We start from the raw sequence: 23,718 nt of genomic DNA, 5'->3' as shown, positions 1-23,718 counted from the left end.
TGATTAGCGCTTCTTCTTGTCTGAAAGCAGGCTGACGAGCGCGATTCCCACGAGCGGCAACGCTACTGCCAGTATCGGACGTTTCAGAATAGAGGGGACTGTCGCAATTGCAGCGGTTGCCATCAGAGCCGATTTGTCTGCCTCAATACGCTGCTTGCGTTTTTTCTCTTCTGCAGCGGCCTGAATTTTCAGAACAGCGAGAATCAGCAGAGCAAGGATCAACGACAGGCCTGCAAGAATAAGCGCTGCAATCGGCCCGCCGTAATTTTCTGCCAGCGTCAGAAAGGCCGCGACGCAAAGAAACACAACAGCGATAAGGCCGAAGACAGCGATCACCGCTCCAAAAATGGCGGCACGCTTGGCTCGTCCGGTGAGGAGTTTTAGTTCGTCACCGGCAAGGGCTGTCACGACTGGCGCTAAAAGTTTCAGCATGGCGCGTATCAGCGACGCGAAAGGAGGGCGAGCAGATAACCGACGCCCAGAGCAGTCGCGAGCGACGCAATTGGCCGGGCGCGAATCGTCTCGGTCAGCTGAGCTTCGACGTCCTGCGCCTTGTTTTTGAGGTCGCCAACCACGTCTTCGCTTTGCACATATGCGCTTTTGTAGGTTTCCTTGGCAGTGCGCTTCGCATCGCGGACGGTTTGTGAGCCGAGATTAGCCAAGGTGGCAGCAATGGCTGCAATATCTTCCTTGAGTTGTTCGACCTGTGACTGAAGGTCTTCGGTTGTCGAATCCGTCAGTGCTTCTTCGAGTTTTTCCTCGATCTTCCGCGTATTTGTTGTTCCGCGCGCCATGTCAGGCCTCCTGTTCGATCTCTGGTCTGCAACATATGTTGCTCAACCGGGATAACGTTATTCAGGCCCAATGGTTGCATGCAAAGCCGCCGGTCAGCAACTCAATGCGTGACCTACTGCTCGTCATGGTAAATTTCGGCGAGTGTCGGTAGCAGCCTTAAGCAAGCAGGAGGTAGGCAGCACCAAGCAGGGTTATGAAAGCCAGACCGTAATGGGATGGTTTCAACAGCCGCTGCTGCACAGGCAATGGGTCGTCATTGCCTGCCATGGCTGTGCGCGCTGCATTTTCGAGGGTCTGAATGTCCTTGAACATCATTGGCATATCCTCCCGCAGACCCATGCAAACCATCAGGCGTGCCGGGTTTGTCCATCTTGTCTATATCACGTCTGATTTGAAGTTTTTATGCAACAGGTATTTCTTCTGCAGTTCTGCTCATTTTTGGGGGCGCTCATGTGGGAAAATATAACAAAATTCAAAACATGACTTGCATCATCAGGTTAATGGGAGTTAAGAAAAGGCCCGATAAGCGGCGCGACGGTCTGCATGAACGATCAGTCATGAGCGCTCGGACCTGAACAATCAAAAGGCGATCAAGATGACTGGTTTCTGGCGAAAAGGCTTCACGGCTGCGGCGATGGGCGTGGGGCTGCTGGCATTTGCGGGTTCTGCACTTGCGCAAGGCGCGTCCGAGCCTGTTACCAATAATCCGGCTGCAACAAGTCCAGCACCGGCAACGCCCGCGCCAAGCGCGCCTGCTGCAAGCGAGCCGACAACACCGGCACCTGCACCGAACAATGCGATACCGGCCACAGAACAGCCAGCTGCTGCATCTTCAACGATCCCATCAAATGAGCCTGCCGCAGCTCAACAGGCAACGCCTGAAGCAGCGCAGCCTGTGACATCTGCGGGGGAGCCACCTGCATTCGTCTTGCCACATGATCTTTCGCCTTGGGGCATGTTCATGGCCGCCGACTGGGTGGTCAAATCTGTCATGATCGGCCTCGCACTTGCATCGCTTGCAACCTGGACGGTTTGGGTTGCCAAATCTCTTGAACTTGCTGGTGCACGCAGCCGCGCCAAGCGTGCCATGAAGGTGATCGGCCATTCGGCGACGCTTTCTGAGGCTGTCCGATCTCTGGATGGTGCGAAAGGCCCTGCCGCAATTCTGGTGCGCGCTGCCGAAGATGAAGTTCGTCTCTCCGGCCCGGCATTGGCGCGTGCAGGCGGTGAAGGTCTTAAAGAACGCGTCTCTTCGCGCCTGTCGCGTATAGAAGCAAAGGCTGGTCGTCGTCTTTCCAAAGGCACAGGCATTCTGGCAACCATCGGGTCGGTTGCACCTTTCGTCGGTCTGTTTGGTACTGTCTGGGGCATCATGAACTCGTTCATCGGTATCAGCCAGGCACAGACGACCAACCTCGCCGTCGTCGCTCCCGGTATTGCGGAAGCATTGCTTGCAACGGCTATCGGCCTTGTGGCGGCTATCCCTGCTGTTGTGATCTACAACGTGTTCGCCCGTGCGATCACAGGTTATCGTCAGCTTCTGGCGGATGCGTCTGCCGGTGTTGAGCGCCTTGTGAGCCGCGATCTCGACTTCAAGACTGCAGGTGTGCCGGAAGGCAAGCTGCACGCTGCGGAGTAACGTTCATGGCTGGCAAAATTCGCGAAGGCGATGGCGACGATCTGGAGCTGAACCACGAGATTAACGTGACGCCGTTCATTGACGTCATGCTGGTTCTGTTGATCATCTTCATGGTTGCAGCACCTTTGGCAACGGTCGACATCAATGTAGACCTTCCGGCATCAAGCGCAACACCTGCACCACGCCCGGACAAGCCGATTTATGTAACGCTCAAAGAAGACCTGACCGTCAGCGTTGGCAATGACACGGTGGTTCGTGAAGGTCTCGGACCCAAGCTCGACATCGTGTCGGAAAAAAACAAGGAAGCCCGCGTCTTCCTGCGTGCCGACAAGAATGTTGGTTATGGTGAGCTGATGCGTGTGATGAACCTGCTGCGTGAAGCAGGTTATCTCAAGATCGCGCTTGTCGGACTTGAAACACTTGGAGCTGCCACGCCCGATGGTTCCGCGCCTGCGTCAGCTCCAGCTCCGGCTACCCAGGGAGCTCAGTAAATGGACAGACTCCCGCCCGAACATCCCCCTATAAAGAATGTGGCGTCGACCGACAGCCATCATCATTCCTTCTGGCACGATGCAGGGCGCTGGATCGGTGCGGGTATTATCGTGCTTAGTGTTCATGCTGCTGGCGCTTATGCTGTGCACTTGACGAAAGAGGAAGATCAGCCGGATGGCGCGCAGGTCGCGGCCATGGTGATCGAACTTGCACCTGAACCTGAAGCTCCGATGGAAGAGGTGGCTTCTGAGGCTCCACAGCAGGAAACAGCTGCAGAACCTGAAGAGCAGGTTGAGCCTGAGCCGGTACCGGAAGAAATCAAGGAACCGGAGCCTGAGCCGGAACCCGTGCCCGAAGAAATCAAGGAACCGGAAGAAGTGATTCCGGATGTGGTCGAAGCGCCTAAGCCTGAAGTGGCTGTGCCGCTGCCGATTGAAAAGCCTGAACCAAAGCCTGAAAAGAAAGTTGAAAAGCCTAAGCCTGAAAAGCCTAAGCCGGTGCAGAAGGTTGAAAAGCCCAAGCCCAAGAAGGCTGAAAAGGCCAAGGAAACCAAACAGGCCAGTGCGCCGCATATGGATGCCGATAACGGCGCCAAGGCTGCAGCCAATCGCCGTGGTGAGAATAATGCTTCTGCAGGCGTTAGTTCGGCCAAATGGACGTCCAAATTGCAGGCCCATATGGCACGTAATGTTCGCTTCCTGCAGCGCAAAGCGAGCAGGAACTCCAAGGGGCTTGTCCAGGTGACGTTCGTCATCGATCCATCTGGCAATGTGCTTTCCGCACGTCTTGCCGGTTCGTCGGGAGATCCGACAGTGGATCAGCTGGCGTTGGAAGCGGCGCGGCGGGCTTCTCCGGTTCCTGCGCCGCCGGCAGCAATGGCCAAAGCCCGGATGCCGATTACCTTGCCACTACTCTTCAAGTAAGCCAGCGTCATCTCTCAAAAAGCCGGTCTGTTTTCAGACCGGCTTTTTAACTTTTTGCTCTGTGGTTCGGTAATTTATTCAGATGACAGCGCCACCGCTGGAAGAAGCCGGGAGGCTTTGCGTGCTGGCAGGAAGCCAAACACCAGCCCCGTGGCAAAGGCACAGGCAAAGGCGAGAAGCACAGGGCCTGCACTGAAACCAACAGGCATACCGGCCCAGGATATGACTGCCGCCGTACCGACACCAAGGATAACACCAACCGCACCGCCAATCGCCGAGACGGTCAGTGCTTCGGTAATGAACTGAAGCAGAATGTCGCGGCGACGTGCACCTGTTGCCATGCGGACGCCGATCTCTCGCGTGCGCTCGGTCACGCTGACCAGCATGATATTCATGACACCAATCCCGCCGACTAGAAGCGAAATTGCTGCCACCGACCCCAGAAACAGGGTCATGGTCGATCCCATGGCTGCTGCATCATCGCGAATCGACGACATATTGGTGATCATAGTGTCCCGCTGCTTGTGGCGGTGATCCAGCAACTCCTGAATTTGATCCTGTGTCGTATCGATCAGATCGGCATCTTTCACCTGAACCGTTATCGTGCGGACATATTTCTGGCCGAACAGCCGCAGATTTCCGGTCGAAAGTGGGACAATTACCACGTCGTCCTGATCGGAGCCGCCAAAGCCTGCGCCTTTGGATTCAAGAGTTCCGATCACCTGAAAGGGTATTTTCTGGATCAGAATATATTGGCCAATGGGGTTTGATCCATCCGGGAACAGCGTCTTGACTACTGTGGAGCCCAGTACCGCGACGGGGGCATAGGTTTCCATATCATGGGCGGTGATAAAGTCGCCGGTTGCAACCTTCCAGGATTTCGCCTCGGTGAACGCCGCAACGGTGCCATTGGCTTGCGATTGATAATCGACATTGCCGCGCCGGAGCGTAACGCTGCCAGTCACTTCCGGAACAGCCGCTTTTACATTTGGCAACTGCAGGATAGCATCAGCATCTTCCGGCACCAGTGTTGCCACGGACCCTGAACCTCGAAAGCCGGGCATGGATGGCCGGATGAGCACCAGATCGGTGCCCATTGCATTGATGCGATCGAGGATAGAGTTTTGCGCACCCGTGCCGATTGCAAGCATGGTGACGACGGAACTCACGCCGATGATGATACCAAGCAAGGTCAGGATCGTGCGGAAAATATTGGCACGCAGGGCGCGCATCGCCATTTTAACCGCTTCAGAAATATCGGCGATCTGCGCGCCGCCGCTTTCAGTCATTTGCTGGAGAGTTTTGGGCGCATCGCCTTCCGGCATTTCACGCTTGGTCGTGTCGGACAGGATTTGACCATCACGGATTTCGATCAGCCGGTCTGCCCGTTCCGCAACCTCGCGGGCGTGGGTGATGACGATGATCGTGTGACCCTGTTCATGCATGGAGCGAAGCAGTGCCATGACATCTTCGCCACTCTGGCTGTCGAGTGCGCCTGTTGGCTCATCCGCGAGAATGATGCGTCCACCATTCATCAATGCACGCGCTATGGAGACGCGCTGCTGCTGACCACCGGAAAGCTGATTGGGACGATGGTCCAAACGGTCGCCAAGCTTCAGCGAACCGAGAAGTTCGGCTGCACGCTCATGGCGTTCAGCGGCAGGCATGCCAGCATAGATCGCCGGAACTTCAACGTTTTCCTGCGCTGTCGATGTTGCAATGAGGTTGTAGCTCTGGAAGACGAAGCCGAAAGTACGACGGCGCAACGCGGCCAACTCGTCTGCATCAAGGGTTGATACATCTTCGCCATCCAGCAGATATTCGCCGCCGCTGGGGCTGTCGAGACAGCCCAGAATATTCATGAGTGTCGACTTGCCCGATCCGGATGCGCCCTTGATGGCGACAAACTCACCGGCGCGTATATCAAGCGTAATGCCATGCAGAACCTCAACCGCGAGATCGCCATTGTGGTAGGTCTTGCGGATATCCTGCAGCCTGATGAGGGGCGCTTCGTTCATGGTTTCGTTCATGGCTGACCCCATCAGAAGAACATGCCGCCGGGCCTGCGATTGCGCTGGGTCGAGCCTGCTGTCGCCGAGGCAGAGGTGACGACCACTTTGTCCCCTTCTTCAAGCCCGCTCTTGATTTCGGCCTGTACGCGGTTGCGAACACCGACTTCAACGGTGCGCTCCGTGGTAGAGCCGCTTTTATCGACAACCTGAACAGTTGTCTGTGGTTTGCCTGAGCCTTCACGCTTGGAATTAAGCGCTGCGGTCGGGACAATCAGCACATTGTCGGCGTGATCGAGAACGAAATAGACCTGTGTACTCATATTGATCATGAGTTCACCAGTTGGGTTGGGAACGTCGAACAGCGCATAATAGAGAACGACATTGTTGTCGGTCTGTGGCGTTGGCTTGATCTGACGCAGCGTGCCGGTAAACCGTTTGTCGGGCTGGCCCAGCAACGTGAAATAAACTGGCATATCAGGTTTCAGCTTGCTGATATCGGCTTCCGAGACCTGCGCCTCGACCGTCATCACCTTGAGGTCCGCAACCGTGACCACTGTCGGTGCGCTCTGCACCGCGTTCAGCGTTTCGCCTTCCTTGGCGCTTTGGTCGACGACTGTGCCAGCCATCGGGCTGTAAATCTTGGTATAACCGAGATCGACCTTGTCACTGGCAAGCTGTGCTTCCTGCTGGCGGATTTGTGCGCTCAGGGCTTTCACATCAGCGTCTGCCATGGCGAGATCGGCATCAGCCTGATCGATGGTTGACTGAGAAGCATTTCGGCTTGCGAGCAATGAACGTTGACGGGCAGCGTTCGATTTTTTCAGCGTCAGTTGCGCCTGCTTGCTCAAAAGCTGAGCTTTGAGATTATCGAGCTGTGCGCTGGCGATTTCCACCTTCTTTTCAAAGGGCGATGGGTCGATTTCAGCAATCAGATCGCCTTGTTTGACCTCATCGCCAACTTCGACCTTGACGCTTTTAAGCTGGCCGGAAACCTGCGCGCCAACATTAATACTGCGCAGCGCGCTCAGCGTACCAACCGCTGTGATCGAGTTTTCGATGTTTCCGCGTTCTACGGTCTCGGCCAGATAGGTGCTTTTCTGGCTGCTGGCTTCTCGTCCGCTCAGGAAATACCAGCCCGTACCCAAGGCAACGGCTGCTATCGGCAGCCAGATCCACAAGTGGCTCCGACCACGCGGTGCGCGTTTGGCTGATGCGGTCTTCTTTTGACCTGCCGGAAGTGAATCGGTGGATTTAAGCACCCTGTAACCCCTGAGAATTCAATATAAAACAGCTGTATCAACCAGATATCTATGCTCACCCACTCAAGAATTCATCTTAATTATTTGTCATGCGCCCAATGGTCGTAGTTTTTGGGCCGGCGCTATACAGTGCTTCGGAGGCTAAAATTAAAAAAGCCGGAACGAGGTTCCGGCTTTTATCAGGATTGTTGGATCGCTCGATCAAGCTGTTCCGGTCGAACCGAAACCGCCAGCGCCGCGTGCTGTTTCGCTCATTTGTGAACGCTCTTCAATTTTTGGCTGAACGACAGGCGAGAAGACGGCCTGCGCAATGCGCATACCGCGTTCGATGCGGAAATCGTCGTCGCCGAGATTAACCAGAAGCACTTTTACTTCACCGCGATAATCAGAGTCGATTGTGCCCGGTGTGTTGAGGCAAGTGATACCATTCTTGAATGCAAGGCCCGAGCGAGGGCGGATCTGTACCTCAAAGCCTTCTGGAATTTCGAAGATGAGGCCAGTTGGCACCAAAGTCCGGCGGCCTGGCAGAAGCACAATCTGGCGGTCTTCGGCAACGGCGGCACGGAGATCCATGCCTGCAGAGCCAGAAGTTTCATAAGCGGGGAGTTCAAGGCCTTCCGCATGTTCGAGGCGGATGATGCCGAGCGTAGGCGTGGAAGAGGATGCTGCGGTCATGAGAGAGCCTTTCATACGGGAATTCAAATTGGCGACGCTCATACGTTAAATTGCACCAAAGGTGTACCGCCTATTTGACGTTTTGCAATGATAGTGCGGCACTGGATCATGCTTATACACGATGAGCTGCTGTTTTCAGGCGTTTCAATCCCGTTCCAGCGGTACGGCGGTGGTTTCTTTTATCTCTTCCATGACGAAAGAAGCCGAAACATCTGACAGCGGAACACTTGCGATCAGCCGCTGATAGAGTCGGTCATAGGCTTTGACGTCAGCAACGCGCGCTTTAAGGACATAATCCAGATCGCCGGTCATGCGATAGACACCGACGATTTCAGGAAAGCGTGCCATGGCGCTGCGAAACTTGCCCAGCCATTCGGGATCGTGGCTCGATGTGCGCACCAGAATGAAGACGGATAGGCCGCAGCCGGCCATCTCGGCATCAATCAGAGCGACACGCGCCTTGATGATCCCTGCATCTTCCATGCGCTTGACGCGCCGCCAGCAGGCGTTGCGTGAAAGATGAACGCGCTCCGACAGGGAATCAACGGACAGAGTGCCGTCAATCTGCAACTCATCCAAGATTTTGCGGTCAATTTCGTCTAAAGTGAGTTTCATATTGGGATGATTGTCTCATATAATGTTAATTATCAAGGACAAATTGAGATTTCATCTCGGATGCTTTTGCTAAAATGATTTTCCAGAAAGGCGCTTCTGGTGCCGGACAAAAGGGAACGAATTGCTCATTGACGGGAGTATTTCCAATGACGACACGTATTACACGCCTCTTCACCGAGCATCCGGAATCGGTCGATGAAACCTATTTCCAGCACATGGCCTTTGCCGGTCGTTTTTCATTCAAGCTTTTTTGCGCAGCCTTCGCAGCGCTCATCCATGCAATTTTGCCATTTTTATTCGAGAAGACTGCGAGCACGATCGTTCGCCAGCTTTATGAGCGGACACACAACCGGAGCCGGTAATTTCCGGATACAACATGTGCCGTTGGGCTGCCTATCTCGGACCTGAGACCTATCTGGAAGACATTATATCGTCTCCCTGTCATTCGCTCGTGGCGCAAAGCCATGATGCGCATGAAGCCAAAACGCGTACCAATGGTGACGGTTTCGGGGTTGCGTGGTACGGAAATCGCGACGAACCGGGGCTGTATCGGGATATTTTGCCCGCATGGTCCGATCAAAATTTACGGAGTTTGGCGCGGCAAATCCAGTCGCGCCTTTTTCTTGCGCATGTGCGAGCGTCGACTGGCGGACTAACCAGCCGGTCCAATTGCCATCCGTTTGTGTCGGGTCGTTGGAGCTTTATGCATAATGGCCAGATCGGAGATTTTGATCGTTTACGGCGCAGGCTCGAAAGTCACCTCAGCGATGACGTCTATCGTCAGAAACATGGCGCGACAGATTCGGAGCTGATCTTCCTGTTGATGCTGGAGTTTGGCCTTGATAGTGACCCTGCATTAGCCATGAAGCGGATGGTGGCAACGATTGTTGAAGAGGCCGTGCGCGTCGGTGTACCGCCGTTTCTGCGACTGACTGCGGCTTTTTCCGATGGGAATCAGCTTTATGCGATCCGCTATGCCACCGATGCTTTTGCCCCAACACTTTATACGGCGACACTGGGCAGTGCGTCCGGCATCTGTGTCGTGTCTGAACCGCTTGATGGCGAAGCAGGAAACTGGATGGCGGTTCCGGCAAACAGCTTTGTCACTGTTTCCCGGCAAGGCCGCATCGCTATTGATGTTTTCGAGAGGCCCGTTTCGCTACCGCACGATACAGTGACGGTTTAGGCGCTACCGATCAGTATGCCTGCTGCCAGAACCAGTGCGCCGCCGAATACGACCTGAAGCGCTGCGCGGAAGAACGGCGTTTCCATATAGCGGTTCTGGATGAAGGCAATTGCCCAGAGTTCGAAGAACACCAGAATCGCTGCAATCGTCGTTGCGGTCCAGAAATCGCTGATCAGGTAAGGCAGGGTATGGCCAAGGCCACCCAGTGTCGTCATGATACCGCAGGAGAGCCCACGTTTGATGGGCGAGCCTCGACCTGACAACTTGCCGTCGTCATGTACGGCTTCGGTGAAGCCCATGGAAATGCCTGCACCGACCGATGCCGAAAGGCCAATTAGAAATGTCTGCCATGTATCCTGCGTGGCAAAGGCTGCAGCGAAGATTGGTGCGAGAGTGGAGACGGAACCATCCATCAATCCGGCCAGTCCCGGCTGCACATAGGTCAGGATGAACTGTTTGCGCTCGGCGGCGCGTTCTTCATCCTGCACATCGTTCGGTGTCAGAGTCTGTTCCAGCGATTCAGCCTTGGCTTCATGCTGCTTTTCTTGTTGGGCAAGGTCGCCTAGCAGCTTGCGGGTGTCTGCATCGCTGATGCGTTTAGCGGCCTCAACATAGAATCGATAGGCCTGTTCCTCCATTTCCGACGCAGCTTCGCGCACCTTGTCGATGCCAAGCGGACGCACCAGCCAGTCCGGTTTGCGATCATAGTAACCGCTGACATGCTCGCGGCGGATCAGCGGAATCCGGTCGCCAAAGCGGGCCTTGTGCCGTTCAATCAGCGCATCGCGATGTCCGTGTTCTTCTGCTGCCATCTGCTCGAAAATTTTTGCCGATTGCGGAAACTCGTCGCGCAGGCCGTCGGCATAGGCAAGATAGATGCGTGCATCGTCCTCTTCAGAGGATATGGCAAGCGCCAGAATTTCCTGTTCGGAAAGCGAATCGAAAGGACGTCGGTCGTTGCGGAAGAATCGGCTGAGCATTTTGGGAATCCAAAGTTTAGAATAATTCTAAAATAGGCTTCGACAGATGGAAGTCAAGTCTTGCAGTGCAGAGACAATTGGCGCATTAAAACCCACCCGAAAAGATCGGACTCAAGTACTTAAACCACCAGAAAAGAATCGAATCGATGGCTTCGACGAATCTCCATGCAAGCACCGCCCCCCGACCGCTAAATCGGCAGGATTTCCGCACGCTCGGCCTTTCGGCCCTTGGCGGCGCGCTGGAGTTTTATGATTTTATCATCTTCGTATTTTTCGCGAGCGTTATCGGACATCTGTTTTTTCCGCCTGACATGCCTGACTGGCTGGTGTTGATCCAGACTTTTGGCATTTTCGCTGCCGGTTATCTGGTGCGCCCGATTGGCGGCATCGTGCTGGCGCATTTTGGCGACAAGTTTGGCCGCAAGCGTGTCTTCGCTTTCTCGGTGTTTCTGATGTCGATCTCGACATTGGCCATGGCCTGCCTGCCAACCTATGCAACGCTTGGTGTTGGCGCGCCGATCCTGCTGATCATCTTCCGCATGTTGCAGGGCGCTGCTATTGGCGGTGAAGTTCCGGGTGCATGGACCTTTGTGGCGGAGCATGTTCCCGCTAATCGTGTTGGCATGGCGTGTGGTTTCCTGTGCTCGGGCCTGACGCTCGGCATCATGATCGGCTCGCTTATTGCAACCGCCATCAACTGGATTTTCACGCCGGAAGAACTTGCCGGTTACGCATGGCGCATTCCGTTCTTCATCGGCGGTATTTTCGGGCTGTTCGCCGTTTATCTGCGCCGCTGGTTGGCTGAAACGCCGATCTTCACCGAGATGAAGAACAGCCATCTTCTCAAGGATAAGCTGCCGCTTGGCACTGTCCTGCGCAACCACATGCATGGCGTGATCATTTCCGTGCTGCTGACCTGGATTCTGTCGGCTGGCATCGTCGTCACCACATTGATGACTGCGACCTTCCTGCAGAAGCTTTATGGCTACACGCCTTTGCAGTCGCTTGCCGCCACAAGCTTCGGCACGCTGTTTCTGATGTTCGGAACGGTGAGCGCAGGCGCGATTGTTGATCGCATTGGCAGCGGCCGCTTCTTTGCGGTTGCAGGCATTTTCTTCGGTGTTGCAACTTTCGTGTTCTACACCTATGCGGCGGTTTCCCTGCCTGTTCTGTTCGCGCTTTATGCGGTGATGGGTCTTTCGGTCGGCATGGTTGGCGCGGTCCCTTATGTGATGGTGCGCGCCTTCCCGGCACCTGTTCGCTTCTCGGGCCTGTCGTTTTCCTACAATATTTCCTATGCGGTCTTTGGCGGTCTGACGCCGGTGATCGTTACTTCGCTTCTGGCGGTCAACCCGATGGCACATGCCTGGTATCTGGTGTTCATCGCGGTTCTAACCTCTGTGCTTGGCCTCTACCTGATGGCCCGAAGCGATCAGGTTGAAGGTGATATCGGTCTGACCGAGCTTTCGACCGGGACTGCCGTTCCACAGCCGAACTGATTAAAAAAGGGCCGCGAAAGCGGCCCTTTTTCTATGTTTTAAGCATGTCTTTGTCCCAAAACCGGTTCCCACTTTTGGGAGACATGCTCTAGTGTACCGCCAGTTTTGCGGCACCGATTTCCTTATCATGGACAGCGAAGCGGTCGATCATATCGCTACTTGCTTCATTAAAGCCGATCACTGAAACATCCGTACCGTTGGCACGATATTTCAGCACCACCTTGTCGAGCGCACCGACCGAGGTGATGTCCCACAGATGGGCATGGCTGACATCAATCGTCACCTTTTTTGCAGGTGATGAAAAATCGAAAGCTGCAATGAAGTTTTGTGCCGAGGCAAAGAAGATCTGGCCCTGAACGGTATAGGTGCGCTCGGTTCCATCCTCGCTCGTTGTTTCGCTCACGCGGAACATCTTTGCGACCTTTCCTGCGAAAAACACACCGGAAAGCAGCACGCCAACCAGAACACCCCTGGCAAGATCATGGGTGGAAACCACCGTTATGACGGTTGCCAGCATGACAATGGAGGACGACGGCGGGTTGCGGCGCAGATCGAGTATCGAACGCCATGAGAAAGTGCCAATCGACACCATGATCATCACGGCTACCAGAGCGGCCATCGGAATGATCCGCACAAGATCGTCGAGAACGAGAATGAGAAACAGCAGGAAAGAGCCAGCCACAAAGGTTGAAAGCCTGCCGCGACCGCCGGACGACACATTGATCACCGACTGTCCGATCATGGCGCAACCACCCATGCCGCCAATCATGGCGGATGCGATATTGCTGGTGCCCTGACCAATACATTCCTGGTTTTTGTTGCTGTTGGTATCCGTCATGTCATCGACAATCTGGGCAGTCATCAGCGATTCAAGCAGGCCGACAGCTGCCAACGTGATCGAATAGGGCAGGATGATTTGCAGCGTTTCAAGCGTCAGCGGAACTTGTGGAAGCGCGAAGATCGGCAATGCGGATGGCAATTCGCCGAGATCGCCAACCGTGCGCAGATCCATGCCGGTTGTCCATGCAAGCGTGGTGAGTACGGCAATGGCAACGAGCGGCGAGGGGATGGCTTTGGTTAAGCGCGGGAAGAGATAGATGATGGCAAGACCACCCGCGATCATCCAGTAGGTCTCAACCGGAACATGAATGAGTTCCGGAAGCTGCGCCATGAAAATGAGGATCGCCAAGGCATTGACGAAGCCGGTGATGACTGAGCGCGAGACAAAGCGCATCAGGCGTCCGAGTTTGAGAAAGCCCGCAAGGATTTGCAAAATGCCCATCAGGATCGTGGCTGCAAAGAGATATTGCAAACCGTGTTCCTTGACGAGCGAGACCATCACCACCGCAGTTGCAGCGGTCGCAGCAGAGATCATGCCGGGGCGTCCGCCGGTGATGGCAGAAACGCAAGCAATGGCGAAAGAGGCGAAGAGGCCGACCTTGGGGTCGACGCCAGCGATGACCGAAAAGCCGATGGCTTCCGGGATAAGGGCAAGCGCTACGACGATGCCGGAGAGAATATCGCCGCGAATATTGGAGAACCACTCGCGGCGGTAGGCAGCAAGACGTGTCATTGAATTGTCCGCAAATAGAAGACGAGCGTTGAGAGCCGTCCGATTCAACATGGCCGATTGTAAAAATGGGGATGTTGTTGCGTTGTCTGGCGGATAGGCGGCCAGAAGAGCCACCCGGGCTTTCACCGGGTCCTTGCGAATACGCTTGTATAAACAAAAAAAGCGCAGCAGGGCAATGGCCCGCTGCGGTTTCTATTGCACGGTGCTGATTAGAGTATCTTTTGCATGAAGGTCAGATCAAGCCAGCGTCCGAATTTCTGGCCGACCTGTTTCAGCGTGCCGCAATCCTCAAAGCCTTGCGATTTGTGCAGCGCGATGGATGCGGCATTGCCTGCTTCAATGCCTGCCACGAGCACATGGACTTGACGCTCGCGTGCTTCTTCCACAAGCTCGGCCAGAAGTGCGCGGCCGATACCGCCACCGCGTGCATCGCTTGCCACATAAACAGAGAGTTCCGATGAGTGGCGGAAACCTTCAAACGGGCGGAATGGACCATAACTCGCGTAGCCGACGACCTGTTCCTCACGTTCGGCCACCAGAACCGGAAAGCCGTCACGGTTGCGAGCTTTGAGCCATTCACGACGGTTTTCCAGATCGACGAGCGTTTCGTTCCAGATCGCAAGCGTGTTCTCGACTGCATCATTATAGATCGCAAGCAGAGCAGGGAGGTCAGCTTCATTGGCAAAGCGAATGGTGAGGGTCATTTCAGAGGCCTTTATAGAAAAGTGTGGTCGCGCAGGGGCTTCCGTCGGGATAAAGCGCATAATTCGGGATAACGCCGACGCGCTCCCAGCCAAGATGCGTGTAAATTGCTTCTGCCGGACTTCCGGTAGCGGTGTCCAAGCAGATCAGTGTCTTGTGATGATTGCGTGCTTCTCTCTCAGAGGCCTCCATCAGTTTGCGCGCAAGACCAAGGCCGCGCGCCTTGCGATGGATGAGCAGCTTTTTGAGATCGGCGCGATGCGGCTGATTTGGCATTTGAGCAAGACCAAGCTGAACCGTACCAACGATTTCGCCGTTATGTTCGGCAACCAGAAGGGCCGTGTCGCCGCTTTCGACTTCGTTGGCGATACGGTTCCAGTAGGGGATGAAACCCTGCCATTCACATGGTGCCATGAAACCAACCGATGCGCCGCCATTGACGCAATCTGTTAGGATTTCGGCAAGTGCCGGGACGGCGGCTTTGGCTTCTTCGAAATTGAGAAGGCTGATCATGCTGATTGCTTTCAAAGACTGCTGCGGCGTTCGAGTACGATTGTATAACGGGCGGTCGAGTTGCCGGGATTATGAAAGGTAATGCCTTCAACGAGCGGCATATAAAGACAGTCGCCGGTATGGAGCTGATAGGCGGTTGCTCCAACGGTGATTTCCATCTGCCCATTCAGGAGCCACAAATGCTGTGTGATGCCGGCATTGGCCGCTTGTGGTGCAAAAGTGACCTTTGCGCCTGCGGGAAATTCGACCTCGATCATGTCGATATTCGACCCCGTTGCCGGTGGCGAAACAGACCGCCGGATATAGCCCGTATCCGGATCACGCCAGACTGGTTGGCGATCATGCGTGAGCAATGGAGAGGCGGGGGCTTCCGCATCAGCAAAGAAGGCTGAGAGCGATGTGCCGAGCGCTGCACAAATGCGCGCCAGAAGCTGTGCGGTCGGGCTGGTTTCGCCACGCTCGATCCGCGAGATCATGGCGCGGCTGACACCTGACGCGTCACCAAGCGCATCCAGCGTCATACCTTGCGCAAGGCGCAGGCGACGCAGATTTTCGCCAATGGCGTTGTCGAGATGCTCATTTATATTTTCCATTATCTTAGAATTAATATCTATTATAATGGAGTCAAGCGATTTCGAAAACAGAAACGGCGGGATTTCTCCCGCCGCATTCTATCTGTCCGAATAATTCCTGATTAGCCTTGCGCTTTCAGTTCTAACCGGCGGCGATGCAGGACTGGCTCGGTGTAGCCATTTGGCTGTTCGCGGCCCTTGAAAACCAGATCGCAAGCGGCCTGAAAAGCAATCGACTTGTCGAAGTTTGCGGCCATCGGGCGATAAAGCGGATCGCCTTCATTCTGCTTGTCCACAACGGCTGCCATGCGCTTAAGCGTTTCCATGACCTGCGCTTCCGAAACCACACCATGATAGAGCCAGTTTGCGATGTGCTGTGCCGAGATACGCAGCGTTGCGCGATCTTCCATCAGGCCGACATTGTTGATGTCCGGCACTTTCGAGCAGCCAACGCCCTGATCAACCCAGCGCACGACATAGCCGAGGATGCCCTGTGCGTTGTTGTCGATTTCGTGCTGAATGTCTTCCGGCGTCCAGTTTGGACGAGGGGCGACCGGCACCGACAGAATATCGTCGAGCTTGGCACGCGGGCGGCTCTTCAGCTTTTCCTGAACGCTTGCAACATCAATCTGATGATAATGGGTTGCGTGCAGCGTTGCAGCGGTTGGCGATGGCACCCAGGCGGTGTTCGCACCAGCCTTCGGATGGGCGATTTTCTGTTCCAGCATCGCGGCCATCAGGTCCGGCATGGCCCACATGCCCTTACCGATCTGCGCATGGCCGGAAAGGCCGCATTCAAGACCGATATCGACATTCCACTGTTCATAAGCGCCGATCCAGGCGGCCTGCTTCATGTCGCCCTTGCGGATCATCGGGCCAGCTTCCATCGAGGTATGGATTTCGTCGCCAGTGCGGTCAAGGAAGCCGGTATTGATGAAGACGACGCGTTCCTTGGCAGCGCGGATCGCTTCCTTGAGGTTAACCGTGGTGCGGCGTTCCTCATCCATGATGCCGATTTTCAGTGTGTTGGGCTTCATGCCGAGCAACTCTTCGGTACGGGTGAAGATTTCGTTGGCGAAAGCCACTTCTTCCGGCCCGTGCATCTTCGGCTTGACGATATAGACCGAGCCTTCGCGCGAATTCATGTGGCGACCATTGGGGCCGATATCGTGCAGCGCGATCAGGCTGGTGAAGGCTGCATCCATTATACCTTCCGGCACTTCGTGGCCGTCGGCATCAATGATCGCCGGGTTGGTCATCAGATGGCCGACATTGCGGATGAGCATCAGCGAACGGCCCTTGAGGCTGAGTTCGGAGCCATCTGGCGCGTGATAGCTGCGGTCGCCATTGAGGCGGCGCGTCATCTGCTTGCCGTTCTTCTCGAACGTGTCTTCGAGCTTGCCATTCATCAGGCCGAGCCAGTTGCGATAAACAGCAACCTTGTCCTCCGCATCGACTGCTGCAATCGAATCTTCGCAATCCTGAATCGTGCTGACAGCAGATTCCAGAACTACATCGGCAATATGGGCCGGATCGGTCTTGCCGATCGGGCTGTCCGCATTGATTACGATATCAACATGCATGTTGTTCTTGGCCAGCAGCACATTGGTCGGTGCCGCCGCATCGCCATTATAACCCTTGAACTGGTTGGCATCCTTCAGCGCCGTTGCCGAACCGTCGGTCAGCTTGATTTCAAGCTTGCCGTCCTTGACGGCGAGACCGGCGACGTTGGCCCAGTTGCCGGTGGCAAGCGGTGCGCTTTCATCGAGGAAGTTTTTCGCCCATGCGATGACTTTTTCGCCCCGCTTCGGGTTGTAGCCTTTGCCTTTTTCCGCGCCATCATCTTCAGAGATAGCATCGGTGCCGTAAAGCGCATCATAGAGCGAACCCCAGCGTGCATTGGCAGCATTGAGCGCATAGCGGGCATTCATGACCGGAACGACAAGCTGCGGTCCGGCAATATGCATGATTTCCGGATCGACATTAGCGGTTGAGACCTTGAATTCTCCGCCTTCGGGCAGGAGATAGCCGATATCCTTCAGGAATTGCTGGTAGTCAGCCTGCGAATAGCCTTTGTCGCGATTGTCCTTGTACCAGGCATCGATCTTGGCCTGCAGGTCGTCGCGCTTTTTGAGAAGGGCGCGATTCTTCGGTGCGAGATCGCGGATGATGGCGGCGAAGCCCTTCCAGAAGGCCTGTGGTTCAACGCCAGTGCCGGGTGCGGCTTCCTTGGCCAGAAACTCCACCAGTTCAGGGGCAACGCGCAAGCCTTCTATCTCAACGTAGTTACCGGCTTTCTGAGAAACCATGGCTCTGCCTCCTTCAAAATAAACAAAATCACCGCCAGCACCCTTCAGTGCCAGCTATCATGCTGTCTTTGAACCGCTTTAGCGCGCTTTCGTCAATCAGCGCGTGGGCACATCATCTGTGACGCTGCGGCGAAAATAGTTTTTACAGCGACAGTCTTGCGCGGATATCGTCAGGCGTAAAGCCCTGTTCGCGCAAGCTGCTGAGTGCCGTATCCTTACGGCTTTTGGATAGTTTCAAACCATCATCGCCCAGCACCAGATCGTGATGATGATAAAGCGGTTCCGGCAGGCCCAGAAGCTTTTGCAGAAGCCGATGCACGGATGTTGCATGAAACAGATCGCGTCCGCGGACAATATGCGTGATGCCTTGCAGCGCATCATCCACCACAACGGATAGATGATAGCTCGTGGGGGTGTCTTTGCGGGCAATCACCACGTCGCCCCATTGCGCAGGATCTGCCTCGATAAGTCCGGTGCCGCTTTCGTTCCAGAAGAGCGCTTCGCCAGCCACCTCGAGCGCTTTCTCCATATTGAGCCGCCATGCATAGGGGGCACCGGAGACGATGCGCTCCATCTGCTCTTTTTCGCTCAAGTTTCGTTCGCCCTGCGGATAAAGCGGTGTGCCGTCAGGGTCGGCAGGCCATTCCTGCCCTTTGGCATGGGCTTCGCCGATGATCTCGCGTACCTCGGTGCGGCTCAGAAAGGCGGGATAGACGAGCCCCTTGTCGGCAAGCTTGGTCAGTGCGTTGCGATATTCGTCAAAATGCTCTGACTGGCGGCGCACCGGCTGTTCCCATTCAAGCCCAAGCCAGTGGAGATCATCGTAGATGCCTTGTTCGAGTTGAGGTGTGCAGCGAGCGGTGTCGATGTCTTCCATGCGCAGCAGAAAGCGCCCTTCGCTTGTCTGTGCCATTTGTGCATTGAGAAGTGCGGAATAGGCGTGGCCAAGATGCAATTGACCATTGGGGCTTGGAGCGAAGCGATATACGGGCTGGGTCATGATCATGTCAGTTGATTGTCATTTGATTGCATTGGTACTTTGCAGTTACAGCATCGGCCCGAAAATCGGAATCGATTTTCGGAAAGCACGATGCGTAGTTTCGATAGTTTAGAGCGTCCTTTGTGCGTCCGAATGGACGCACAAAGGACGCTCTAACTGAAATGAAAGGCCTGACGATGCGGCGGATCGATACATTGGACGATATTGAAGCCGGGCTCGAAGCGCTGGGAGTAGCTGACCCACGGTTGCTCGATATCCGCAGCCGTTCTCATGCTGTACCGCTTCGCAGGTCTCAGCCGGGCTTTGAAAGTCTTGCCTCGATTATCGTTGCACAACAGGTTTCAACGGCCAGTGCGAGCGCAATATGGGCACGGTTCAAGCAGGTGATCGATCCAATGACACCGGAGGCTTATATTGCAGGCGGGGAAGAGGCATGGCGTTTTGCCGGGCTTTCGCGCCCAAAACAGAGAACGCTGTTTGCTTTGAGTGAAGCCTTGGCAGAAGAGGCAATCGATCTGCATGGACTGTGCGATCTGCCTGCCGAAGAGGCGATCAAGGCACTGACCACTATCAAGGGCATCGGTCCATGGACTGCTGAAGTCTATCTGCTGTTTGCCGCTGGTCATCCTGATGTGTTTCCGGCGGGCGATGTGGCGCTGCAAACGGCTGTTGGTCACGCTTTTGCGCATGAAACGAGACCCGATGCAGCCGCTCTTCGTCTGCTTTCGGAAGACTGGGCGCCGTGGCGCGGTGTGGCAGCACGTTTGTTCTGGGCATATTATGCTGCGATTAAGGGGCGGGAGGCTGCGCCCCTTCTGTAAAACTTGCGTGTTTCCGGGGACATAAATGCGTTTCTGCTTCACAATGCTGTCACGTCGGGATTACATTATTTGCATCAGGTGAATGACGGCATTTCGATTCGCAGAAACTTGGTACCCTGCCTATCGCACTGCTGCCTTTTGCAAGGTTGGAGCGTCGTAGGTTGCGCCCAGAATGGACGCGCGGCGCTTCGATGAAGAGCGCAATTCCGCATGGAAAGCCATTCGCACTTTTCCTTTCGGAGTTGCTCTGAAGGAGGTGCGCCCTTGAATGTAGCCGTCTCTCCCCGAACCGTTTCGAGCAGTGGTTTGCCTGCTCTGGTTCTCAATGCGGATTATCGGCCGCTCAGCTATTACCCTTTATCGCTCTGGTCCTGGCAGGATGCGATTAAGGCAGTCTTTCTTGAACGCGTGCATATCGTGGCGGAATACGATCAGGTCGTATCCTCACCATCGTTTTCCATGCGTTTGCCGAGCGTGATCTGTCTGAAGGATTATGTGAAGCCGCCGCGCTATCCGGCGTTTACGCGCTTCAACCTGTTCCTGCGTGATCGTTTTGAATGTCAGTATTGTGGCTCACCGCATGATCTGACCTTTGATCACGTCACCCCGCGTTGCCATGGCGGCGAGACGACGTGGGAAAATGTGGTCGCCGCCTGTTCTCCCTGCAATTTGCGCAAGGGCGGCTTGATGCCGGCGAGCGCGCATATGTGGCCGCGCCAGAAGCCGGTCACGCCCACGGTGCAGGATCTGCACAATAATGGGCGCCTTTTCCCACCCAACCATCTTCACGACAGCTGGCTCGACTTTCTGTACTGGGATGTCGAACTGGAACCTTAGTGTCTGTTCCAAAAGTCGCCATGCCGGTCTGCAAATGGCAATTTGTCTGCGTTCCGATGCTCATGTACCTAAAAGTACACTCCGCTTCGATACTCGAAAATCACCATTTTCGCCACGGCCTGCCGCTTTTTGATTCAGACACATGAGCCTTTGCGAAGAAAGAAAAACTTCCTCAGAACTTGCTCTTACTTCCCACCTTTTCCAAACGCGCCATAGTAGCCAATCGCTGCAAAGAGCAGGCTTGCGACAACATTCCATCCGGCAAACGACAGGCCGAGGAAGAAGCCAGGCGCGCTGTCACATGCAGGCGGGCGGGTCGCGTTGAGATCGCCGAGCAGATTGCCTGCATCGAGTGTGACCTTCATGGTGGCCGCACTGCAATCAGCCGGACCCGGCCAGTATTTGAGTTCTACGCCTGTGTGATAGATGGCAAGCGCTAAGCCGAAGGTCATCAGCAACGCACCAATCAGGATCAGGCCGCGTGTCAGGATCGGGGGCCATTTCAGGCCGTAAGATGCCCATGCTGCCGCCAGAACCGGCACGCCTATATAATAAGGCGTGCGTTGTTCGAGGCAGAGCTTGCAGGGCATGAAGCCAGCCAGATGCTCGAAACCCAGCGCCGTGCCGACGGTTGCGGCAAGGCCAATTGTCATGATGCCTGCGGTCCATGCCTGTACTTTGCCGACCGGATTAGTGAGTGCAAACGCCATATGGGATTCCCTGAAAAGGCTTTCTTATTCTTAAGGCAAATAACTGGCTTGTCTCCAAGCAACTTATTTTGACCGAGTTTGGGCGAACTGCTCAGGCGTGAAGATATTTCACTGCAAAGAACAGCGCGATCAAGACGACTGCCACGAGACTTGCAATCAGGCCAAGGCGCTTTTCGATAAAACCACGGATTGGTTCGCCGTAGCGCTTCAATAGCCATGCTAGGAAGAAGAAGCGTGCGCCGCGCGCAATGATGGCCGATGCGATGAACAGCCAGATATTGATGCCCGCAGCACCGGACAGAATGGTGACAACCTTGATTGGTGGCAGATGTGCGAGGCCTGATGTGATGAGCATCAGAAGAATCATGTCTGCGCTGGTTGTGCCGCGCATTTGCTCAAACGTGTCGAGCTTGCCATACATTTCCAGTACTGGCTTTGCGACCTGCTCATAGGCATGATAACCGAGATACCAGCCTGCTATGCCACCGAGAACGGAAAAGATGGTTGCAACCAAAGCATAACGATAGGCCCGTTCCGGGCGTGCGAGCGCCATCGGTAGAAAGAGTACATCGGCAGGCACCAGAAACACCGAACTTTCTACGAAAGCGATGAAAGCGAGCCAATATTCGGCAGACTTTCGGGCAGCAAGCGAGATCGTCCAGTCATAGAGTCGGCGCAGCATGAAGTTTTCCGGATTTTTTGCGGGCAAACACCCAAGGGATTGTTTGCATCGTCTATAAATAAAAAAGGTGGCACGAACAATGCGTGCCACCTTTTTAAAGTCGTCCGGGTTAATTTCAGCGCTTGTAGGCGCTGCAGATATATTTGGTTTCGAGATATTCTTCGATGCCGTATTTCGAGCCTTCACGACCGAGGCCTGACTGCTTCACACCACCGAATGGCGCAACTTCATTGGAAATCAGTCCGGTGTTGTGCCCGACCATGCCATATTCAAGACCTTCGCTAACGCGGATCGCACGGCTGAAGTTCTCTGTATAGAAGTAAGCAGCCAGACCGAAGATCGTGTCGTTGGCGGCAGCGATCACTTCTTCTTCGGTGTCGAAGGCAAAGAGTGGTGCGAGCGGGCCGAAGGTTTCTTCCTTGGCAACAAGCATATCTGAGGTAACGCCGGTCAAAATGCCCGGTTCAAAGAACAGGCCACCCAGTTCCTTGCCACCCGCGATGAGCTTTGCACCTTTGGAAACCGCATCTTCAATATGCGCCTTGACCTTGGTGATGGCTTTTTCTTCGATCATCGGGCCGATGACGACGCCCGGTTCGGTGCCGTTGCCGACTTTCAGTTCTTTCACTTTCGCTGCCAGCTTTTCAGCAAACTTGTCGTAGACGCCGCGCTGAACATAGATGCGGTTGGCGCAAACGCAGGTTTGGCCAGCGTTACGATATTTCGAAATCATCGCGCCATCGACAGCAGCATCAATGTCGGCATCATCAAACACGATGAAAGGTGCGTTGCCACCAAGCTCCAGTGAAATACGCTTGATGGTCGGTGCACACTGCGCCATCAAAAGACGACCAACTTCGGTCGAGCCGGTGAAGGAAAGCTTGCGCACGATTTCATTGCTGGTGAGTTCGGCGCCGATTTCACGGGCTTTGCCTGTCACGATCTGCAGAACGCCTGCAGGAATGCCCGCCTTCTCAGCTAGCACACCGAGGGCGAGGGCCGTCAGCGGGGTGAGATCGGCAGGACGAACGATCATCGTGCAGCCAGCGGCCAGAGCAGGCGCTGCCTTGCGGGTAATCATTGCCGCGGGGAAATTCCAGGGGGTGATCGCAGCGGTCACGCCGACCGGTTGGCGGATAACAGTAAGGCGTTGGCCATTTTGCGGGGCAGGGATCGTGTCGCCATAGATGCGTTTAGCTTCCTCGGCGAACCATTCAATGAACGAGGCTGCATAAATAACTTCGCCGCGTGCTTCAGTGAGTGGCTTGCCCTGCTCCGATGTCATGATCAGTGCAATGTCATCTGCATTGGCGACAATCAGGTCGAACCATTTGCGCAGGATTCCTGCACGTTCTTTGGCGGTCTTTGCAGCCCATGCCGGAAGTGCCTTGTTCGAAGCGTTGATTGCCTCTTTAATAGTATCGACGGAGAGAGAAGGAACGGTTCCAATGACAGAGCCGTCTGCCGGGTTGGTCACGTCAATGGTTTTGCCATCGGCGGCATCAATCCAGCGGCCGTCCACAAGGCATTGCGATTTCAGCAGCGATTTATCTTTCAAGGCAATCATATCTGATGTTCCATCTCGGTGTTGCGTCAGAGGGAAGTTCAATATATTGAACTCTATACGATATACTGAATAAACCAGCCGACAGCGCCAAAGTCAATTCATCTGTCGGTTGGGTAAAGAGGGCATATGGATAAAACTGTAGGTGATGAAGAAAGTTCCTTGAAGCTGGTTCCAGCTGTGGTGAGGGCGACGCAGATTCTCGATTGTATTGCGGAGAGCCGTGATGGGCTCAAACTTTCGGATCTCGTGCGTCAGACCGGATTGCCAAAAAGCAGCGTCCATGGCCTTTGTCAGACGCTCACTCATTTGAAGTTGTTGAAGCTCAATAGTGACGGGAGCTTTACAATGGGGCCGCAA

The 23,718-nt window shown here is 54.9% G+C and carries 26 protein-coding genes and 1 other annotated feature (1 of these 27 running past the window's edge); of the genes, 9 read left to right on the top strand and 17 right to left on the bottom strand.

What is annotated here, in order from left to right:
- Positions 1 to 3: 3 nt before the first annotated feature.
- The 3 genes from C9380_RS10160 to C9380_RS26805 form a co-directional block, all read right to left on the bottom strand.
- Complete coding sequence (locus C9380_RS10160) at positions 4 to 432, bottom strand: phage holin family protein (RefSeq protein ID WP_128093480.1); 429 nt, start codon at positions 430 to 432, stop codon at positions 4 to 6.
- An 8-nt stretch (positions 433 to 440) separates the two neighbouring features.
- On the bottom strand, positions 441 to 794 hold the full coding sequence (locus tag C9380_RS10155) for a DUF883 family protein (RefSeq protein WP_024895683.1): 354 nt from the start codon (positions 792 to 794) through the stop codon (positions 441 to 443).
- A 157-nt stretch (positions 795 to 951) separates the two neighbouring features.
- Positions 952 to 1,110, bottom strand: coding sequence for a hypothetical protein (locus tag C9380_RS26805; protein ID WP_164844641.1), 159 nt, complete (start codon positions 1,108 to 1,110; stop codon positions 952 to 954).
- A gap of 280 nt (positions 1,111 to 1,390) precedes the next feature.
- Here C9380_RS26805 and exbB point away from each other — a divergent pair, with 280 nt between their 5' ends.
- The 3 genes from exbB to C9380_RS10140 are packed head-to-tail and all read left to right on the top strand — an operon-like array spanning position 1,391 to position 3,849.
- Positions 1,391 to 2,434: a tonB-system energizer ExbB gene (exbB, locus tag C9380_RS10150; RefSeq protein WP_128093479.1), complete on the top strand. Its 1,044-nt coding sequence runs from the start codon at positions 1,391 to 1,393 to the stop codon at positions 2,432 to 2,434.
- Positions 2,435 to 2,439: 5 nt separating this feature from the next.
- A complete protein-coding gene (exbD, locus tag C9380_RS10145) occupies positions 2,440 to 2,925 on the top strand; it encodes a TonB system transport protein ExbD (RefSeq protein WP_024895681.1) in 486 nt (161 codons plus the stop codon).
- Positions 2,926 to 3,849, top strand: coding sequence for an energy transducer TonB family protein (locus tag C9380_RS10140; protein WP_024895680.1), 924 nt, complete (start codon positions 2,926 to 2,928; stop codon positions 3,847 to 3,849).
- Positions 3,850 to 3,923: 74 nt separating this feature from the next.
- Here C9380_RS10140 and C9380_RS10135 read toward each other — a convergent pair whose 3' ends face one another.
- From C9380_RS10135 to C9380_RS10120, 4 genes are all read right to left on the bottom strand, one after another.
- Positions 3,924 to 5,867, bottom strand: coding sequence for a MacB family efflux pump subunit (locus tag C9380_RS10135; RefSeq protein ID WP_128093652.1), 1,944 nt, complete (start codon positions 5,865 to 5,867; stop codon positions 3,924 to 3,926).
- Between the two features lie 23 nt (positions 5,868 to 5,890).
- Positions 5,891 to 7,120 carry an efflux RND transporter periplasmic adaptor subunit gene (locus C9380_RS10130; protein ID WP_128093478.1) on the bottom strand — a complete coding sequence of 410 codons (1,230 nt, stop codon included), beginning with the start codon at positions 7,118 to 7,120 and terminating at the stop codon, positions 5,891 to 5,893.
- Positions 7,121 to 7,321: 201 nt separating this feature from the next.
- A complete protein-coding gene (dut, locus tag C9380_RS10125) occupies positions 7,322 to 7,795 on the bottom strand; it encodes a dUTP diphosphatase (RefSeq protein WP_128093477.1) in 474 nt (157 codons plus the stop codon).
- A gap of 144 nt (positions 7,796 to 7,939) precedes the next feature.
- Positions 7,940 to 8,410, bottom strand: a complete 471-nt coding sequence (locus C9380_RS10120; RefSeq protein ID WP_105706835.1) for an Lrp/AsnC family transcriptional regulator — start codon at positions 8,408 to 8,410, stop codon at positions 7,940 to 7,942.
- A gap of 146 nt (positions 8,411 to 8,556) precedes the next feature.
- On the opposite strand from C9380_RS10120, the gene C9380_RS10115 reads away from it, so the two are divergent.
- Together C9380_RS10115 and C9380_RS10110 are read left to right on the top strand one after the other, a co-directional pair.
- A complete protein-coding gene (locus C9380_RS10115) occupies positions 8,557 to 8,772 on the top strand; it encodes a DUF6356 family protein (RefSeq protein WP_007876511.1) in 216 nt (71 codons plus the stop codon).
- A gap of 14 nt (positions 8,773 to 8,786) precedes the next feature.
- The gene (locus tag C9380_RS10110) at positions 8,787 to 9,596 is read left to right on the top strand and encodes a class II glutamine amidotransferase (protein WP_024895675.1); all 810 of its coding nucleotides are present in this window, start codon (positions 8,787 to 8,789) and stop codon (positions 9,594 to 9,596) included.
- On the opposite strand, the gene mbfA is transcribed toward C9380_RS10110, so the two are convergent.
- Positions 9,593 to 10,576 (bottom strand): iron exporter MbfA, encoded by a 984-nt coding sequence (gene mbfA / locus C9380_RS10105; RefSeq protein WP_024895674.1) that lies wholly within the window; start codon positions 10,574 to 10,576, stop codon positions 9,593 to 9,595. The genes C9380_RS10110 and mbfA overlap by 4 nt on opposite strands.
- 146 nt (positions 10,577 to 10,722) lie before the next feature.
- On the opposite strand from mbfA, the gene C9380_RS10100 reads away from it, so the two are divergent.
- Positions 10,723 to 12,075, top strand: a complete 1,353-nt coding sequence (locus C9380_RS10100) for an MFS transporter (RefSeq protein WP_024895673.1) — start codon at positions 10,723 to 10,725, stop codon at positions 12,073 to 12,075.
- An 88-nt stretch (positions 12,076 to 12,163) separates the two neighbouring features.
- Here the strand turns inward: C9380_RS10100 and C9380_RS10095 are convergent, their stop codons facing one another.
- The 6 genes from C9380_RS10095 to gluQRS all read right to left on the bottom strand — a co-directional run bounded on the left by C9380_RS10095 (position 12,164) and on the right by gluQRS (position 18,744).
- Positions 12,164 to 13,648 carry a SulP family inorganic anion transporter gene (locus C9380_RS10095; RefSeq protein WP_128093476.1) on the bottom strand — a complete coding sequence of 495 codons (1,485 nt, stop codon included), beginning with the start codon at positions 13,646 to 13,648 and terminating at the stop codon, positions 12,164 to 12,166.
- A gap of 80 nt (positions 13,649 to 13,728) precedes the next feature.
- Positions 13,729 to 13,784 (bottom strand) — a sequence feature (sul1 is cis-regulatory element that is thought to sense ions involved in sulfur or methionine metabolism; They are found in Alphaproteobacteria).
- Between the two features lie 73 nt (positions 13,785 to 13,857).
- Positions 13,858 to 14,352, bottom strand: coding sequence for a GNAT family N-acetyltransferase (locus C9380_RS10090; RefSeq protein WP_128093475.1), 495 nt, complete (start codon positions 14,350 to 14,352; stop codon positions 13,858 to 13,860).
- Position 14,353: 1 nt separating this feature from the next.
- A complete protein-coding gene (locus C9380_RS10085) occupies positions 14,354 to 14,869 on the bottom strand; it encodes a GNAT family N-acetyltransferase (protein ID WP_374844481.1) in 516 nt (171 codons plus the stop codon).
- A 5-nt stretch (positions 14,870 to 14,874) separates the two neighbouring features.
- Positions 14,875 to 15,447, bottom strand: coding sequence for a helix-turn-helix domain-containing protein (locus tag C9380_RS10080; RefSeq protein ID WP_100560084.1), 573 nt, complete (start codon positions 15,445 to 15,447; stop codon positions 14,875 to 14,877).
- 110 nt (positions 15,448 to 15,557) lie between these two features.
- A complete protein-coding gene (locus C9380_RS10075) occupies positions 15,558 to 17,744 on the bottom strand; it encodes a malate synthase G (RefSeq protein ID WP_128093473.1) in 2,187 nt (728 codons plus the stop codon).
- A 142-nt stretch (positions 17,745 to 17,886) separates the two neighbouring features.
- Positions 17,887 to 18,744 (bottom strand): tRNA glutamyl-Q(34) synthetase GluQRS, encoded by an 858-nt coding sequence (gene gluQRS, locus C9380_RS10070; RefSeq protein WP_128093472.1) that lies wholly within the window; start codon positions 18,742 to 18,744, stop codon positions 17,887 to 17,889.
- 176 nt (positions 18,745 to 18,920) lie between these two features.
- Between gluQRS and C9380_RS10065 the strand changes: the two genes are divergently transcribed.
- Together C9380_RS10065 and C9380_RS10060 are read left to right on the top strand one after the other, a co-directional pair.
- The gene (locus tag C9380_RS10065) at positions 18,921 to 19,565 is read left to right on the top strand and encodes a DNA-3-methyladenine glycosylase family protein (protein ID WP_128093651.1); all 645 of its coding nucleotides are present in this window, start codon (positions 18,921 to 18,923) and stop codon (positions 19,563 to 19,565) included.
- Between the two features lie 264 nt (positions 19,566 to 19,829).
- Positions 19,830 to 20,402 carry an HNH endonuclease gene (locus C9380_RS10060; protein WP_024895665.1) on the top strand — a complete coding sequence of 191 codons (573 nt, stop codon included), beginning with the start codon at positions 19,830 to 19,832 and terminating at the stop codon, positions 20,400 to 20,402.
- 185 nt (positions 20,403 to 20,587) lie between these two features.
- On the opposite strand, the gene C9380_RS10055 is transcribed toward C9380_RS10060, so the two are convergent.
- The 3 genes from C9380_RS10055 to C9380_RS10045 all read right to left on the bottom strand — a co-directional run bounded on the left by C9380_RS10055 (position 20,588) and on the right by C9380_RS10045 (position 23,361).
- Complete coding sequence (locus C9380_RS10055) at positions 20,588 to 21,112, bottom strand: disulfide bond formation protein B (protein WP_128093471.1); 525 nt, start codon at positions 21,110 to 21,112, stop codon at positions 20,588 to 20,590.
- Positions 21,113 to 21,203: 91 nt separating this feature from the next.
- Complete coding sequence (locus tag C9380_RS10050; protein WP_024895663.1) at positions 21,204 to 21,794, bottom strand: YqaA family protein; 591 nt, start codon at positions 21,792 to 21,794, stop codon at positions 21,204 to 21,206.
- Positions 21,795 to 21,909: 115 nt separating this feature from the next.
- Positions 21,910 to 23,361: an NAD-dependent succinate-semialdehyde dehydrogenase gene (locus tag C9380_RS10045; RefSeq protein WP_024895662.1), complete on the bottom strand. Its 1,452-nt coding sequence runs from the start codon at positions 23,359 to 23,361 to the stop codon at positions 21,910 to 21,912.
- A 126-nt stretch (positions 23,362 to 23,487) separates the two neighbouring features.
- On the opposite strand from C9380_RS10045, the gene C9380_RS10040 reads away from it, so the two are divergent.
- Positions 23,488 to 23,718: the start of an IclR family transcriptional regulator gene (locus C9380_RS10040; RefSeq protein ID WP_024895661.1), read on the top strand. Its footprint extends 558 nt past the window's final position; the window shows 231 of its 789 coding nt (coding positions 1–231); its start codon is at positions 23,488 to 23,490; its stop codon lies off the right edge, out of view.

It is taken from the genome of Brucella pituitosa, assembly GCF_003049685.1.
Taxonomy (GTDB): domain Bacteria; phylum Pseudomonadota; class Alphaproteobacteria; order Rhizobiales; family Rhizobiaceae; genus Brucella; species Brucella pituitosa.
Note: the sequence above shows the minus strand (reverse complement) of the source record. Positions and strands in the feature narration are given on the sequence as shown.